Genomic DNA, 15,096 nt, shown 5'->3' on the forward strand with positions numbered 1-15,096 from the left:
CCCGTTTTTTCATCTTGATAATAACTTTAAACCCATGCTAGATTGGTCGACATTGCGCATTAACCCGCGCCATGCATGCTGCATAACGTCAGCACTGCATATTACAGAGACGTCACATGACCAAAATTGTTCAAATTATAACCTCGCTTGCCCTGGCTTGTAGCAGCTTGTACGCTTTTGCAGAGGAAATTACCCTACGTTCGCAACACCCGGACCGCCACGTGGTGGTTAAAGGCGATACTTTATGGGATATTTCTGCCAAGTTCCTCAAGAATCCCTGGCAGTGGCCACAGATATGGCAGATCAACCGTGACCATATCAAAAATCCGCACTGGATCTACCCGGGAGATGTAATCGTGCTGGACACCAGCAGCGGCAAACCGGTACTGAGGTTGATTCGCGAATCTGTCAAACTGGAGCCTGGTGTCATTGTGACACCGATCAAGGCCGATGCTATCCCGACCATACAGCCAAACGCTATACTGCCTTTTTTGACTAAGCCTATGCTGGTTTCCGCAGATGAGCTGAAAAATGCGCCTAGAATTATTGCCGCGGAAGAAGAACGAGAAATCCTGAGCCCCGGTACACATATTTATGTGCAGGGATTGCCACAAACCCCGCAACCGGTCTGGGCCATTTACCGTGAAGGTGAACCGGTTAAGGATCCCGAAAATGGTGAAATCCTAGGTATTGAAGCGCATTATCTCGGTGAAGCCAATCTGCTACGCCTGGGTCAACCTGCAACCCTGAATATCAGCCAGGTGAAAGAAGAAATCGCCGTTAAAGACAAACTGATCGCTGTTGAAGATGAGTTAACCCAGACATTTATACCGCATGCACCGGAAAACCAGTTGCATGGCCAGATTGCCCGCATCAGCAATGGTATTAACGAAACCGGCTCCGGCCGTGTGGTAGTGCTTAACCGTGGCGCAAACGATGGCCTGGAACGTGGGCACGTGCTGTCTATCCTGCGCAAAGGCGCCAGCATGATAGACCCGGGATCAGATCCTGAACATCCGGTGACCTTGCAATTACCGAATGAGCCAGTCGGGTTGGTGATGGTGTTCAAAACCTTCCCCAAACTGTCTTACGCATTGGTGATGCAAGCTTCTCAACCCGTACATGTGGAAGATATCGTTCAAACACCGTAAGATTCCTACATGGAAAACACTTACATCGAAAACGCAAGCTTGCCCGACGCAAGCTTGAGCAGCTCTTCTCGCGAACAATATGCACCGTGGATAGCGCTTAGCCTGGTTGACGGGCTCGGCAATACCATGCTGTGCCAGCTATTACTGCTGTTGAAATCGCCGGAAGCGATTCTGGCAGCGTCATACGCCGAGCTACGCGACACTGTCAGCAAAGATGTCGCAGAGCGTATCCAGCGCGCGATGGAGCATGCAGATATTGCCAAAGCGCTGGACTGGCTGGAGCAACCTGATAATCACCTGATCACCCTGGCCGACCTGCACTACCCAAGACGTTTACTGGAAACCGACCAGCCACCGCCGCTACTCTATGCCAAAGGCAACTTGCAGATACTCAAACGGCCAGCCATGGCGATTGTGGGGAGCCGGCATGCAACCGCGCAAGGAGAAACCACTGCAGAAAACTTTGCCGAGAGCTTATGCCGCGCGGGCTTAGTCGTAGTTAGCGGACTTGCCCTGGGGATTGATGGCGCTGCCCATCGTGGCGCCTTGAAAGCAGATGGGGCAACCATTGCGGTAGTCGGCACCGGCCTCGATATTGTCTACCCGGCCAAACACAAAGCACTGGCGCATCAGATTGCCCAGCATGGCCTGTTGCTGTCGGAATATGCATTAGGTACGCCTTCGATCAATTACAACTTTCCCAGACGTAATCGTATTATCAGTGGCTTATCTGAAGGCTGCCTGGTGGTTGAAGCAAATGTCGATAGCGGATCCCTGATTACCGCGAAACTGGCGATTGAACAGGGACGTGAAGTATTTGCGATTCCCGGTTCCATCCATTCTCCGGTGTCTAAGGGCTGTCATGCCTTGATTAAACAAGGTGCAAAACTGGTGGAATCCACCGACGATATCCTCAGTGAGTTACGTCATATCCGCCTGCCAAATGCCAGCCTGGCTGATAGCCCAAACGGGCTAATACCCAATTGGACTAATCTACCCTCTGAAGCAAGCCCTGTATTGGCTTGCATGGGGTTTGACCCTATCTTCGCCGAGCAGATCGCAGCCCGCTCAGGCTTGACGCCCGGAGAAGTTTCCACCATGCTTACACTACTTGAATTAGAAGGTGTAGTCAGCCATCTTGCGAACGGGCAATTCCAGAGACTGGCTTAATCTCACAAGGTAGCGCTAGTATTGAAGTAGCATGTTGAGGAGATATGCATGTTGGAAGTATTGATATTTATTTATCAAAACTATTGGGACAAACATGATGCGTTTGAGTTGAAAGAAACCGACGAAGCCATCATGGCCTATGAATTGTCCCAGGCAGGATTTAACCACCAGGATATTCTGCACGCGGTAGACTGGGTAAAAGACCTGCGCCGCTCGGTTGCGCATCCGCAATATTTGCAGAATCCTTCTGCCCTGCGTATTTTCTGCGAGATGGAACGCGATAAAATTAATGATGAGAGTCTGAACTTTCTCTGTCTATTAGAGAAAAGTGACATCATCAGCGCTTATGAGCGTGACCTGATTATCGACCGCTGCATGGTGTTGCCACAGGAAACCTTAAGCATGGAAGATATCCGCTGGATCACCATGATGGTGCTGTGGGATGAAAGCCGTAAACAGGATTACCTGTTTGTTGAAGATGCGTTATTTAATCCGAAAGGTCTGTCGTTGCAATAACGTAATATTTTGCTACAAAAAAAGCGCGATTTAATCGCGCTTTTTATCTATTCAGGCCCAACTTAAAGTTGCCGGATAATCTGCCCAATAATGCCCGCCTGGTTCAAGGTATAAAAATGCATTTTATCCACTCCCGCCTGGGAAAGCTTGGCGCAAATATCAGTCACCACATCAACGCCGAAGGCGCGTAATGAAGCGATATCATCGCCATAAGCCTCAAGGCGCAATCGTAACCAGCGTGGAATTTCAGCGCCACACACATTAGAAAAACGCGCTAACTGTGTGTAGTTATAAATTGGCATCACACCAGGAATGATAGGGGCTGTAATACCCTGTTTGTGCGCCAACTCAACAAAGCGGAAATAAGCATCCACATTGTAGAAATATTGCGTAATGGCTGAATCAGCACCGGCATCAATTTTACGTTTGAAATTATCCAGGTCTTTTTGAGCAGAGCTCGCTTCAGGATGGAATTCAGGATAGGCCGCGACTTCGAGGTGAAACCAGTCAGCCGTTTCGGCACGGATAAAACTCACCAGTTCATTCGCATATTTAAAGTCGCCAGCACTCACCTCACCGGAAGGAATATCTCCTCGCAAAGTGACCAGGCGTTTAATGCCTTTGGATTGATACGTCTGTAACAACTCGCGAATTTCCTCTTTGCTGGAAGAAATACAGGAAATGTGTGGTGCGGCGCCATAGCCCTCTGCCTGAATTTCCAGCACGGTCTCCATAGTGCGGTCACGGGTTGAACCTCCAGCGCCAAACGTCACCGAAAAAAATTCAGGGGAAAATTTAGCTAATTCCGCGCGCGCGAGGCGCAAGTTAGCCATACCCTCCGCCGTTTTTGGCGGAAAAAACTCAAAGCTGAAAGAAGTTTTATTATTCACGTGTTTAATCTTTATTTATGGCAAGCCCGCACTCACAAAAATGGATGCGGAAACCAGCCTTCTTAGCCAGTTAATCACTATCAGGGATAATCGAACTGAGCACCCCGGAAATCAAACTGTAGACCAAGGCACCAATTACACCAATCAGGATGGAGCTGACCGAAAATCCTTGCAGATAATTGCCGACCAGCCAGAACAGCACCCCGTTAATCACCAGAATAAACAAGCCTAGTGTTAACAAAGTAATCGGCAAGGTAAGCAGCACCAGCAACGGTTTAATCAATATATTGACCAGGCCAATCACCAAAGCAGCTATTAGTGCAGCTGTAAAATTCGCCACATGGATGCCAGGCACCAGGTAAGCCACCGCCATTAACGCCAATGCGTTCAATACCCACACAATCAGTAACTTAAACATTTCACTCCCCTGTCGTCATTAGATTGAGGAAGAGTGTACACCGAAACCTCGGCCAGGACACCTGACCGAGGTTGCGGCTTAAGTATAGAAGCTTAGTATCTGTAGTGATCAGGCTTGTAAGGGCCACTCTTGCTCACGCCGATATAGGCCGCTTGCGCATCGGTAAGTACAGTTAGCTGTGCATTGAGTTTTTTCAATTGCAGGATAGCCACTTTTTCATCCAGATGTTTAGGCAAGGTATACACGCCCACTGGATAGTTGCTGGTTTGCGTGAACAACTCGATTTGCGCAATAGTCTGGTTGGCAAAGCTGGAGCTCATGACATAGCTAGGGTGTCCGGTTCCGCAACCCAGGTTTACCAAGCGGCCTTTAGCCAGCAGGATGATGCGTTTGCCATCCGGGAAAATCACATGGTCGACTTGCGGCTTGATTTCGTCCCATTGGTATTTCTCAATACCGGCCACGTCGATTTCATTATCAAAGTGACCGATGTTGCAGACAATCGCCTGGTCTTTCATTTTCGCCATATGGTCGTGGGTGATCACGTGGTAGTTACCGGTCGCGGTCACGAAAATATCGCCGTGTTCAGCGGCATAATCCATAGTGACCACACGGTAACCTTCCATCGCTGCCTGTAAAGCGCAGATCGGGTCGATTTCAGTCACCCAAACTTGTGCAGACAAAGCACGCAGTGCTTGCGCAGAACCTTTACCCACATCACCATAACCAGCCACGATAGCGATCTTGCCTGCGATCATCACATCGGTTGCACGCTTGATACCATCTACCAATGATTCACGGCAGCCGTAAAGGTTATCAAATTTAGATTTGGTCACCGAATCATTGACGTTAATTGCCGGGAAAGCCAGTTTGCCGTCTTTATGCATCTGGTACAGGCGGTGTACACCAGTAGTAGTTTCTTCAGTTACACCCTTGATTTCTTTCAGGCGAACGGAATACCAGGTCGGGTCTGTCTTCAGTTTGGCTTTAATCGCATTAAACAAGCAGACTTCTTCTTCAGAAGTTGGGTTGCCCACCACGGATAAATCTTTTTCTGCACGTGCGCCCAGGTGCAACAGCAAAGTCGCATCACCGCCGTCATCCAGAATCATGTTGGAGTAACCACCGTCAGCCCACTCAAAAATGCGGTGGGTATAATCCCAGTATTCTTCCAGCGTTTCGCCTTTCACGGCAAACACAGCGGTGCCAGTGGCAGCAATCGCAGCCGCCGCATGGTCTTGGGTAGAGAAAATATTACAGGAAGCCCAGCGCACTTCAGCGCCGAGGTCTTTCAGTGTTTCGATCAGCACTGCGGTCTGAATGGTCATATGCAAAGAACCGGTAATGCGTGCGCCACGCAACGGTTGCACAGCGGCATATTCTTCGCGAATGGCCATCAAGCCCGGCATTTCGGTTTCGGCAATGGCAATTTCCTTACGGCCCCAGCCAGCCAGGTTCATATCGGCAACAATGTAATCTTTGAAATCAGCTACAGTATTCATGTTTGAAGTCCTAAAAAAATGAAAACTGAGCAGGGAAGGTTCTTAGAACCGGTGGAAACGTTTTGTTCACCTTTTTTCCGTGCTCGCACAGTGAAAAGTGAACGCAGTTGAGAAGCTTCGCAGCTATCACTCTGAGCCTGGGAGTATGAAACTCTCGCAGCGTTCCTCAGAAGGCGTGATTATACGCCAACCGCCATATTTTACAAAAGACCACCTTTTTTCATTATCAAAACAACTGCGCAATTACGCTTCAAATGTTTGTTTGGCTGTTTTATTTACGCCAGTCATGAGTATGATTGTAAATTGAGGCCAATAGACCGCTTTTCTTAATAAAATCATTTACCTGTCACCATGGCATGATGTGTCAACTGCAGTATTTATAGTCACTCAACCATTACGGAAAGGCGGGAAATTATGTCAATGTACCAGGTCATGGACGAAGAGAATCATTGCATCGCGACCTTTTATCACTTTCAGGAGGCTGTGGTGACCGCGCAAGACTTCACAGTCTGGGATGACGAGCATTACTACCATGTTGAAGAGCTGGATTTGCAAGTTGTTTAACTAAACAACTGCCAAATAAAAAGCGCCCATGAGGCGCTTTTTGTTTGGCTATATGAGCAACTGACTTTCCACTATACCAGCATGTGGGTTATGGCAATGTTTTCATGGCGACTGTCAGTTCTGCTGCTTTTTCTGCATCCAGCTGGTTAAGCGTCTCTACACTTGCCAATGCTTCGCTGTGTTTACCATTCGCTTCAGCAATCAGGCCAAGATAATAGAAAGCCTGGCTATGCTGGTCGTTCATGCTCACGACACGGTGCAAATGTTGCTCAGCCAGTGTTAGATCACGTGTTTCGTACTCTGCAGCTGCCAGGTAAAACCAGGCTTCTGTATTGGCAGGCTCTTGTTTCACCCATTCAGCCGCTACTGTTTTCAAGCCGTTCCAGTCTTTATGCAGGTAAGGAAACACCACTTTCATAAAGCTAGGCCATTGCGCTGCCGGTTTACCCCAGAATGGCAACTCGCTTTTCACTAATATAGGACCCGCAGGTTTAGTTAACAATGCTTGCACCCAGTCAATCGACATATAGTAATAATACGCATCTTTGCCAGGGCTTTTCAGTGTGATCAAGCCTACCAGTGTGCCGGACTCATCAAACAAACCACCGCCGCTTGCACCTTGTTTAAAAGTGCTGGTAGCACGCACAATCACTGAGTCATCCATGGTGAATAAACCTTTCACAACACCTTTGGTAGTGACAGGTGCCGGCACAAAACTTGGGTAGCCAATGGTGAATACCGGTTGCTCATATTTCAATTCACGGCTGGATTTCATGGCGACTGGTGTGAGAGGCAGGTCATCCATTTGCAGCATGCAAACATCATGCTCCCAGTCGGGCTTGACGCCCACTGCATGATAAACCGCACCACCACTTAACACGCTGATGCTGCTGGCGTTAGCGACCACATGACAGTTAGTCACCACTTGATTGTCGGCAACCACAACTCCTGAACCCAAGCCAAACTGACCATTGGTCAGTCCCACTTGAATGCGCAGTACCCGACTGTTTAACGACTGCATTAACGCGTCAGAAGGTTCTGCCATCAATGGTGCGGCAAAGCACCCTACCAGTAAACCAATCAAAAACTTTGTCATGTAATGCTCCAATCTGTTACCGCAAGTTGGTGTATCGTTGGAAAGCCTTTAATTACATTTCAGCAAGATGCATTCCAACCCAACGCGCACACAAATCGAGCACTATTTAAACGGTAAGATAATCAAATAAAGTTATTAATAATCAAACAGTTAAGCATATTAATATTTACGAATCAAGAGATTCAATATCAGAGATTTAATCAAAAACGACTATATGCCTGAGGCCTGCAATCCCGTTAACGCACCATTAAAGTGCACTAAAAAGGTGTATGCACAGACATCGCTCAAACATCATGAAGCGAAAACGAATTGAGTATAGAAGAGAAATATTTGCCTCATGCGGGCAAGTGAAATAGATTGAATGCGTTTTAACGCATACTGGGATCAATGATTAGCAATAAAAACGCGGTTTCGGCCTTGTTGCTTGGCAGAATACAGCGCAGCATCAGCCATGCGCATCATATGTGACAAACCTTGCTGGTCATTCAGCTGTGAGGTCGAAACCAGGCCGAATGAAGCCGTGTAATGGATTTTTTCGCCATTTTCAATCAACACGCTATGGTCGATTTCTGAGCGCAGACGCTCAATCACGCGCGTAGCTTCATGTAGATCTGTCATCGGCATCAGGATACCGAACTCTTCACCACCCAGCCTGCCGACCATATCGCTGGTGCGCAGCGCATTCACGCACCGCAGGCAAAAATTCTGCAACACCACATCACCGGCATAATGGCCGTGTTTGTCATTTATTTTTTTGAAATGATCAATATCCACCATCGCGAACGAAAATGGGGCTTCGTAACGCTGACTGCGCCTGATTTCGGATTCCAGCTCATGCATGAAATGCCGGCGATTGGCGATGCCGGTTAAAAAGTCGGTAAATGCAAATTTGTCTGCCTCGATATGCAAACGGTAGATGCGCGACACAACAAATACACTGACCAGCAAAAATAGGGATAGTAATAACCCGGCGTATATCAAACCCGCCTTGGTATGCCGCTGCAGCCGTTGTTGGCTTTCATTCACATATTGAGTGGCACGCTGATTAGCAGAGCCAAGGATGGACTCATTCAACCTGGCCACTTCTGCAAAGCGGCTAGTCCAGTCAGTTTCAATCAAGCGGTTGGCTTCAGAAAATTTGGCATCTTCCAGTTTTTGCAAAATCTGGTCGCGTACCTGGTTGAGTGCCTGCCATTTTTGACGGAGATTGATGACTTGTTGCGGGTCACCGGAATAGCTGTGCTGCATCACGGCAATTTTCTCTTCCGCCAACCGCTCGTGCTTTTCGATAAACGTGATAGTGGCAGCCACATCACTCGCATCCGCCTTGATCAGCGTTGCATATAACAGGCTACTGCGGATTTGATATAAAGCGGCTTTGAGTTCAAGCGCCGCATTTGAAACCGCAAACGGCTTTTCGTAAAGATTGCGCGTGGTCTGGTGCATTTCGCGCATGCTGGAAAAATAAATCCACAGAAACAATAAAGCACCAATAAAAGCAATGAGGAACCCTGAAACAAGGATATACAACACCGCTTTTTTGCGCTGTGTTTTCATGACCTAAGCGAATGAAAATATAAACATGCGTAACGCCTCCAGGCAAGGCTTCATGCGCTAATCAATTTCGTGATTAATGCCCACTCCCTGGGATCGACTGGCGTAATCGACAATCGGTTCCCTTTTTGCAATATTCTCATATTCGAAAGCTCCGGGATTTCGCGTAATTCTTTCAGGCTCAGCAAGCGGGTTTTACGCACCAGCTTCACATCCACATTGACCCAACGCGGGTTTTCCGGAGTAGATTTAGGGTCAAAATACTTGTGCCCTTTTACAAACTGGAACTTGTCCGGATAAGCCAGCGTACTCACTTCACAGATGCCGGCAATGCCAGGCACCTCACAATTAGAGTGGTAAAACAATACGCCATCACCGACTTTCATCTGGTCTCGCATGAAATTACGCGCCTGGTAATTACGCACCCCATACCAGTCAACGCTCTGGTTTGGGAACCCCGCCAAATCATCAATAGAAACATCCGAGGGTTCGGACTTCATCAGCCAGTAACGTGCCATTGCTTAAAACCTTCTTCTAAATGTGCAAAATGCCAGTATCATAAACCCTAGTATCATAAACCCCAACGCTCACAAACCGAAAGTTACTCCACTTCCAAAGAGTGACCACACATAGATATCATGGCTAAAAACGTCCTCGGCACCTTGCTTATTCCTTGCAGCACACACCCTGTCACCGGCTTTATGCGGGATGGCTGCTGCGGGTTTCATCCGGAAGATTTAGGCAGACACACGGTTTGTGCAGAAATGACAGATGAGTTTCTGGCGTATTCCAAAGCCCAGGGTAACGACTTATCAACCCCTCTGCCGGATTATGACTTTCCCGGATTGCAGGCTGGCGATCGCTGGTGTCTGTGCGCAGGCCGCTGGTTACAAGCCAGCGAAGCGGGCTACGCACCACCGGTAGTGTTGGAGTCTTGCGATGAAAGTTGCCTGGAAGTCGTCAGTCTGGCTGACTTGATGTACCACGCCTTAAGATAGCGTAGTCATTGAAAATGATGTGCTAAGGGGTTACCTGAGCCTTGATCCTGAACCAAAAAGTTCAGGTGGTAACAGCCTAAGGTACATTAGGTTCACACGCCAAGGGAGTCTTAAAAGACCTCCCAACTTAGTGCGATCGCACAGCACCTGATGAGCCGAAACCTATAACAAAGACTAGTTCAAGGAATTTTAGACTCAGGCAACGCCTTAACACACCAGATTAAAAGTACAGCGGATTAAATTTAAGCCGAAGTAAAACTATGTGGTTAAAAAATGATACGCCATTTACTATCAATGACGGTGAATATTTTGTGAAGTTCAGGGGATTACAGCAATTTATTCTGGCTGGATAGCACCTCATCCATTTGCTGCTGCATGGTGCTAATGCGTTTTTTCACATCGCCCACATCCACACCTGCACTTCGGGTATTCAATAACTCGTGCGTGATATTCAGTGCCGCCATAATCGCAATTCGCTCCACACTGACCATCTTGCCCGCATCGCGTATTTCACGCATTTTACCATCCAGGTAACCCACTGCCTGCACGATGACATCGCGCTCTTCATCCGTGCATGTCACACTAAATGCACGACCCATAATTTCAATATCGATTGGTTGTTTCGCCATCGTTTATTGACCTTCCTGTGGTAATGCAGACAACAATTTTTCCAATTGCACACTGGCTTGCGTCATATTCAGCTTGAGGGATTGCGACTCCTGATGCAATTTTGAGACCTCCTGGCGTAACTGACCATTATCCTCACGCAATTGATTGCACAGCGCAATTAACTTCGCCACACGCTCTTCCAAACTTTTCAGATCAGCATCCATTGAGTCATTATCAATGAAAAAAATGATTGTGGTCAATAGCTAAGCGTAGTTTTTCAAAGTAATTTAACAATTTAAAGTTGGCTACACAACCATGGTTTTCTAGCTAAAACAGACACTTTCTACTAGAATAGGCGCCAGTTGTCAGGTGCTCGACGCTGTGTTCTTGCAGCCAAGAGTGAAACTGGGAAACAGGTGCGTGAATTCACATTCGCAATGCCTGTGCTGCCCCCGCAACGGTAAGCAAGTGCGGGTCTATCAACATGCCACTGAGTGCAAACTCGGGAAGGCGATAGATCAAAACTTGCAAGCCCGGAGACCGGCCTCACAACCAACCATTTGCAATACCGCGGGGTGACGGTGTCTGATAGTGTATTTCTTTTTTTGCTAACCATAGCAAATCCAGATTCATTGTCCCTTATCCCTGAGTATTGCCCAATAACCCATATGCGGGGTCGCATATGACACAGGGATAAGATAATGAAAAAGAAGTTTTTATTTAGCGTCATTGCCACGCTTTTAACCACACCTGCATTCGCTGAAGATCTCCAACTGGATGATGTCACCGTCAGATCATCTGGCTTTGAACGTAAAGATACCGAAACCACCTACAGCTCTGAAATTCATACTGCCAAGCAAATCGATTCTTCTGGTGCCAGTACACTGTATGATTTTTTGGCTCAACAAAGTTCGCTGAATATCTTATCCAGCTTTGGCAACAAAGCCACTCCGTCAATCAACTTGCGTGGCTTTGGTAGCGAAAATGGTGCCCAAAACGTCGTCATCACTCTTAACGGTCAACGCCTTAATAATATCGATAGCAGTTCACAGCTACTGGCGGGCATTCCATTAAGCAATATCGAGCGTATTGAAATCAGCAAGGGTAGTGGTTCTGTCTTATATGGGGATGGTGCAACAGCTGGTGCGATTCAAATTTACACCAAAGCAAAAACTGGCATCACAGCCTCTACTAGCTGGGGAAACTTTGGCCAGCAGAGCCACTATGCCACGGCTGGATTAAACGAAGAGAAACTGGAGCTATCAGCAAACCTTTCTCATGACAGCCATGATGGATTCGGCAAAAAGGATCCATCCGGATATCGGGATGAATTTACCAGCAACACCCAGAATGCACGTGTAAAAATCAAGCCAATGGAGTCGTTTCACATTTTTGCCGAAGCCACTAGTACTCGGAATGATATCCGCTATGCTCCATCATTAACCAAAGCCCAATTCAAAGATAGCCCTCGTAACGTGGGCCTTAACTTCTTGGGCAATCCGATGGATTACACACATCAGGCTCTTGATAGTGACCGCTGGCAAATTGGAACAGAGATTGATCTTTCACCATCTTGGCATGTCACCGCTAGTCATTACCGTGAAGATAAGCTGTCTGAGTTTTACAATTTCAATAGCAAATTTCATTATGATCAGGAAGCAAGCGTCGTGGATTTACGCTATGACGATGCTCAAGTCAGTGCGATCACAGGCATCCAGATCAACGACGGAGAAAGAAAAGCCAGCGATAACTCCACAACAAAAAATAATCGTGCGTTGTTCGCAAGTCTGGAATACAGGCTACTGGAAAATTTAACATTGTCTTCAGGTGCACGCACGGAAAAAGTATCCTATCAATTCAGACCGAATGCGGGTGACTTACTGGCAGACAGTGAGCATCTGAGTGCATGGGACATTGGTGCAAACTATCGGATTAATTCTGGAATCTCCATATTTGCCAACCACAACCACGCTTACCAAGCTCCAGATATAGATCGTTTTTTTACCACTAACCTTTTTACGGGCGTCACAAGTTTTAACGGCTTCATCAAGCCTATGCGTACAAAAACGACCAACCTTGGTTTGAATTTTGTAACGGATAGAAATCGAATGAAAATATCCACATTTTATTCAGATTTGGATAATGAGATTTACGTTGTCCCCGGTGTTTTTACCAATACGAATTTAGACCAGTCACACAAATACGGGCTTGAATTACAAGATACATTCCAAATCGATACCGGCCTAACGGCATCTTTGCTTTACAACTATGTACGAGCAAAAATTGATCGAGAAATCAATGGCAGCGGAAGTTTTAATGGTAAAGATTTGCCTGGTGTGCCCAAACATAACCTTATTGCAAATCTGAACTGGAAATTTAATCCTAACACCAGCCTTAATGTGAATCATGCATGGCGTTCCAGCGCTTATGCTTACCAGGATTTTGCTAATAACCTGAGTCAAAAACAATCAATCTACTCAAGTACTAACATATCGCTTAATTATCAATACCGTCATTTCACAATCTTTACTGCTATCAATAACCTTTTTAAACATGAAAATTCGATACAAGTGGCCAATGACGCGATTTACCCAGTAGATTTTGTCCGTACGTGGCGAGTTGGTCTAAAGGCTGACTTTTAATAAGCGACTTACTGAATTACATGGATAGCAAAAATAATTAACGGACAAGCAGCAGAAAATTTATGAAAAAGATAATTTTATTAGGGCTGATGGTAAGTCTGCCTATAAACACCTTTGCGGCAGAAACGCTGCCAACACCAAACCTGGACGAAGTCGTGGTCACCGCCAGCAGGAACTCGCAATCCACCAAAACCGTCACTGGTGATATCACCGTGATTGATAGCGAAGAAATCAACCGGCTACGCGGTGGCTCTATCGCAGATTTGTTAAGACTGCAGCCCGGCGTAGAAACCTATACCAATGGCGGCATGGGGACTAGCAGCAATATCGGGTTACGTGGCACCAACGATAACCAGTTGATCGTGTTAGTCGATGGCGTACGCATCAACTCGGGCACAACCGGCACCACCGCGTTTGAAAATATCCCGCTGGCATTGATAGACCGTATCGAAATTTTACGCGGACCAGCTTCCAGTCTGTATGGCTCAGACGCGATTGGCGGCGTGATCCAGATTTTCACCAAGCGAGGAAAAACTAATAACACCCATCTTTACGCCAATGCAGGCGCAGGGAGTTACGATGCTTACAGCGGAAATGCAGGTTTTGACACGGCCTATCAAGCCTTAAAATTCGGTGCGCAGGTGAGTAACTACGATACTCGTGGGATTAGTGCGAAAAAGCGCCCAACTGCTGTCGCCGAAAAAGACCGCGATGGATATAACAACTTCAGTGGTACAGCATATGCCGACCTCGATTTTGCGCCTGGCCATTCACTAGGCTTGAACTATCTGGAAAGCAAAGGCAGGAACCAATACGATAGCACCTTTATCGGCAATTATTTAGAACGTTACCAGCAAGGCTATGGCCTGACACTGAGGAATGCATTGACTGATCACTGGAACAGTAAGGTCCAATACAGCATAGGCCGCGACCAGTCATTTAGTGTACTCAACGCAGCGACAAACAATAATATTGAGACTGAACAACGCCAACTCTCTTGGCAACATGATTACAAACTATCCAATGGCACACTCACCTTTGCATATGACAGGCTAGAGCAAGAAGTGTTAACCGAAAACACAGGCAGACGTACGCTAGAGAGAAGCCGCAGTAATGATGCTTTTGTACTTGGCTATGTTGGCAAGTTTGACGCACATAGCACTCAACTTTCATTGCGCGAAGACCACAACAGTCAATTCGGCAATTACACGACTGGTGGTATTGGCTATGGCTATGCTTTCTCACCGGCCTGGCAATTCACGACACAGTATGGCTCTTCTTTCAGGGCGCCTACTTTCAACCAACTGTATGCCAACAATTTTGGGAATCCTAACTTACCCTCAGAAAAAGCTGACAATATTGAGGCCAGCTTGCGCTACCAGGGTCAACAATTACAGGCGAAATTTACCGTATTTGATAACCACATCCGCAACTTTATCCAGAATGCAACGACAGGCTGTCCAACTGGCTTTCCAAGCTGTGCCGTCAATGCTGGCAAAATAGAAATTCAGGGCATGACATTGGAGAGCAGCCTGGCATTAGCAGAGAACTGGTTTCTGTCCGGCAATTTAACTGTGCAGTCTCCACGCGTCGATGCAACTGACAACCTGCTGATAAGACGCGCCCAGCGTTTTGGCAACTTAGTACTGCAATATAAAAACGGTGCATGGGATTGGTCTAGTGAGCTAAGTGCTTCATCTGAGCGTTACAACGATACGGCCAATCGCGTTTCTATGAGCGGCTACGCCTTGTTAAATTCTACTTTGGCTTATCAAATCGATCCTCATTGGCGTTTGCAAGCGCGTGCTAACAACATCTTGGACAAAAACTATGTATTAGCGATTGCCCCAGGCAATATCGACTACACCACCATGGGCACCAACGTATTCGTCAGCCTGAGTTATGACATGAAGTAATGTTTGCTACGGTTGGATTTTGACCAAGCCAGATGGAATTGGGCTAAAATCCACCCCTAGTTAATTTAAT

The 15,096-nt window shown here is 47.0% G+C and carries 15 protein-coding genes and 2 riboswitches; of the genes, 7 read left to right on the top strand and 8 right to left on the bottom strand.

Annotation, left to right across the window (positions count from 1 at the left end):
- Positions 1-116: 116 nt before the first annotated feature.
- Genes ASG34_RS10180 through ASG34_RS10190 form a run of 3 tightly spaced genes read left to right on the top strand, consistent with a single transcriptional unit; the run spans position 117 to position 2,837 of the window.
- On the top strand, positions 117-1,151 hold the full coding sequence (locus ASG34_RS10180) for a LysM peptidoglycan-binding domain-containing protein (RefSeq protein WP_055830168.1): 1,035 nt from the start codon (positions 117-119) through the stop codon (positions 1,149-1,151).
- Positions 1,152-1,160: 9 nt separating this feature from the next.
- Complete coding sequence (dprA, locus tag ASG34_RS10185; RefSeq protein WP_055830170.1) at positions 1,161-2,321, top strand: DNA-processing protein DprA; 1,161 nt, start codon at positions 1,161-1,163, stop codon at positions 2,319-2,321.
- Between the two features lie 48 nt (positions 2,322-2,369).
- Positions 2,370-2,837 (top strand): DUF494 family protein, encoded by a 468-nt coding sequence (locus ASG34_RS10190; protein ID WP_055830173.1) that lies wholly within the window; start codon positions 2,370-2,372, stop codon positions 2,835-2,837.
- Between the two features lie 62 nt (positions 2,838-2,899).
- Here the strand turns inward: ASG34_RS10190 and metF are convergent, their stop codons facing one another.
- The 3 genes from metF to ahcY all read right to left on the bottom strand — a co-directional run bounded on the left by metF (position 2,900) and on the right by ahcY (position 5,647).
- On the bottom strand, positions 2,900-3,727 hold the full coding sequence (gene metF / locus ASG34_RS10195; RefSeq protein ID WP_055830175.1) for a methylenetetrahydrofolate reductase [NAD(P)H]: 828 nt from the start codon (positions 3,725-3,727) through the stop codon (positions 2,900-2,902).
- Positions 3,728-3,797: 70 nt separating this feature from the next.
- Positions 3,798-4,145, bottom strand: a complete 348-nt coding sequence (locus tag ASG34_RS10200) for a phage holin family protein (protein WP_055830177.1) — start codon at positions 4,143-4,145, stop codon at positions 3,798-3,800.
- Positions 4,146-4,237: 92 nt separating this feature from the next.
- Entirely contained in the window at positions 4,238-5,647 is a 1,410-nt protein-coding gene (gene ahcY / locus ASG34_RS10205) for an adenosylhomocysteinase (protein WP_055830179.1), read from the bottom strand.
- Between the two features lie 92 nt (positions 5,648-5,739).
- A riboswitch (S-adenosyl-L-homocysteine riboswitch) is annotated at positions 5,740-5,821 on the bottom strand.
- 240 nt (positions 5,822-6,061) lie between these two features.
- Here ahcY and ASG34_RS14010 point away from each other — a divergent pair.
- Entirely contained in the window at positions 6,062-6,211 is a 150-nt protein-coding gene (locus ASG34_RS14010) for a hypothetical protein (RefSeq protein WP_156376475.1), read from the top strand.
- 88 nt (positions 6,212-6,299) lie between these two features.
- Here the strand turns inward: ASG34_RS14010 and ASG34_RS10210 are convergent, their stop codons facing one another.
- The 3 genes from ASG34_RS10210 to ASG34_RS10220 all read right to left on the bottom strand — a co-directional run bounded on the left by ASG34_RS10210 (position 6,300) and on the right by ASG34_RS10220 (position 9,379).
- Positions 6,300-7,307 carry a S1 family peptidase gene (locus ASG34_RS10210; protein WP_229008021.1) on the bottom strand — a complete coding sequence of 336 codons (1,008 nt, stop codon included), beginning with the start codon at positions 7,305-7,307 and terminating at the stop codon, positions 6,300-6,302.
- 384 nt (positions 7,308-7,691) lie between these two features.
- Entirely contained in the window at positions 7,692-8,864 is a 1,173-nt protein-coding gene (locus ASG34_RS10215) for a GGDEF domain-containing protein (RefSeq protein ID WP_055830180.1), read from the bottom strand.
- 50 nt (positions 8,865-8,914) lie between these two features.
- Positions 8,915-9,379, bottom strand: a complete 465-nt coding sequence (locus ASG34_RS10220; RefSeq protein ID WP_055830183.1) for an EVE domain-containing protein — start codon at positions 9,377-9,379, stop codon at positions 8,915-8,917.
- Positions 9,380-9,499: 120 nt separating this feature from the next.
- Here ASG34_RS10220 and ASG34_RS10225 point away from each other — a divergent pair, with 120 nt between their 5' ends.
- Complete coding sequence (locus ASG34_RS10225) at positions 9,500-9,859, top strand: DUF2237 family protein (RefSeq protein ID WP_055830185.1); 360 nt, start codon at positions 9,500-9,502, stop codon at positions 9,857-9,859.
- Between the two features lie 326 nt (positions 9,860-10,185).
- On the opposite strand, the gene ASG34_RS10230 is transcribed toward ASG34_RS10225, so the two are convergent.
- Positions 10,186-10,488, bottom strand: coding sequence for a cell division protein ZapA (locus tag ASG34_RS10230; RefSeq protein ID WP_055830187.1), 303 nt, complete (start codon positions 10,486-10,488; stop codon positions 10,186-10,188).
- Between the two features lie 3 nt (positions 10,489-10,491).
- Positions 10,492-10,692: a hypothetical protein gene (locus ASG34_RS10235; protein WP_229008024.1), complete on the bottom strand. Its 201-nt coding sequence runs from the start codon at positions 10,690-10,692 to the stop codon at positions 10,492-10,494.
- Between the two features lie 126 nt (positions 10,693-10,818).
- A riboswitch (cobalamin riboswitch) is annotated at positions 10,819-11,031 on the top strand.
- Positions 11,032-11,169: 138 nt separating this feature from the next.
- Here ASG34_RS10235 and ASG34_RS10240 point away from each other — a divergent pair.
- Positions 11,170-13,110: a TonB-dependent receptor gene (locus ASG34_RS10240; RefSeq protein WP_055830190.1), complete on the top strand. Its 1,941-nt coding sequence runs from the start codon at positions 11,170-11,172 to the stop codon at positions 13,108-13,110.
- A 62-nt stretch (positions 13,111-13,172) separates the two neighbouring features.
- Positions 13,173-15,026, top strand: coding sequence for a TonB-dependent receptor domain-containing protein (locus ASG34_RS10245; RefSeq protein ID WP_055830192.1), 1,854 nt, complete (start codon positions 13,173-13,175; stop codon positions 15,024-15,026).
- Positions 15,027-15,096: the final 70 nt, after the last annotated feature.

It is taken from the genome of Methylophilus sp. Leaf416 (assembly GCF_001424665.1).
GTDB lineage: Bacteria > Pseudomonadota > Gammaproteobacteria > Burkholderiales > Methylophilaceae > Methylophilus.

Coding starts and splice junctions, on each gene's coding strand:
- ASG34_RS10240 (WP_055830190.1), top strand. CDS start 11,170: ATGAAAAAGAAGTTTTTATTTAGCGTCATTGCCACGCTTTTAACCACA.
- ASG34_RS10210 (WP_229008021.1), bottom strand. CDS start 7,307: ATGACAAAGTTTTTGATTGGTTTACTGGTAGGGTGCTTTGCCGCACCA.
- ASG34_RS10190 (WP_055830173.1), top strand. CDS start 2,370: ATGTTGGAAGTATTGATATTTATTTATCAAAACTATTGGGACAAACAT.
- dprA (WP_055830170.1), top strand. CDS start 1,161: ATGGAAAACACTTACATCGAAAACGCAAGCTTGCCCGACGCAAGCTTG.
- ASG34_RS10230 (WP_055830187.1), bottom strand. CDS start 10,488: ATGGCGAAACAACCAATCGATATTGAAATTATGGGTCGTGCATTTAGT.
- ASG34_RS10180 (WP_055830168.1), top strand. CDS start 117: ATGACCAAAATTGTTCAAATTATAACCTCGCTTGCCCTGGCTTGTAGC.
- ASG34_RS10225 (WP_055830185.1), top strand. CDS start 9,500: ATGGCTAAAAACGTCCTCGGCACCTTGCTTATTCCTTGCAGCACACAC.
- ASG34_RS10215 (WP_055830180.1), bottom strand. CDS start 8,864: ATGAAAACACAGCGCAAAAAAGCGGTGTTGTATATCCTTGTTTCAGGG.
- ASG34_RS14010 (WP_156376475.1), top strand. CDS start 6,062: ATGTCAATGTACCAGGTCATGGACGAAGAGAATCATTGCATCGCGACC.
- ASG34_RS10245 (WP_055830192.1), top strand. CDS start 13,173: ATGAAAAAGATAATTTTATTAGGGCTGATGGTAAGTCTGCCTATAAAC.
- ASG34_RS10200 (WP_055830177.1), bottom strand. CDS start 4,145: ATGTTTAAGTTACTGATTGTGTGGGTATTGAACGCATTGGCGTTAATG.
- ahcY (WP_055830179.1), bottom strand. CDS start 5,647: ATGAATACTGTAGCTGATTTCAAAGATTACATTGTTGCCGATATGAAC.
- ASG34_RS10235 (WP_229008024.1), bottom strand. CDS start 10,692: ATGGATGCTGATCTGAAAAGTTTGGAAGAGCGTGTGGCGAAGTTAATT.
- ASG34_RS10220 (WP_055830183.1), bottom strand. CDS start 9,379: ATGGCACGTTACTGGCTGATGAAGTCCGAACCCTCGGATGTTTCTATT.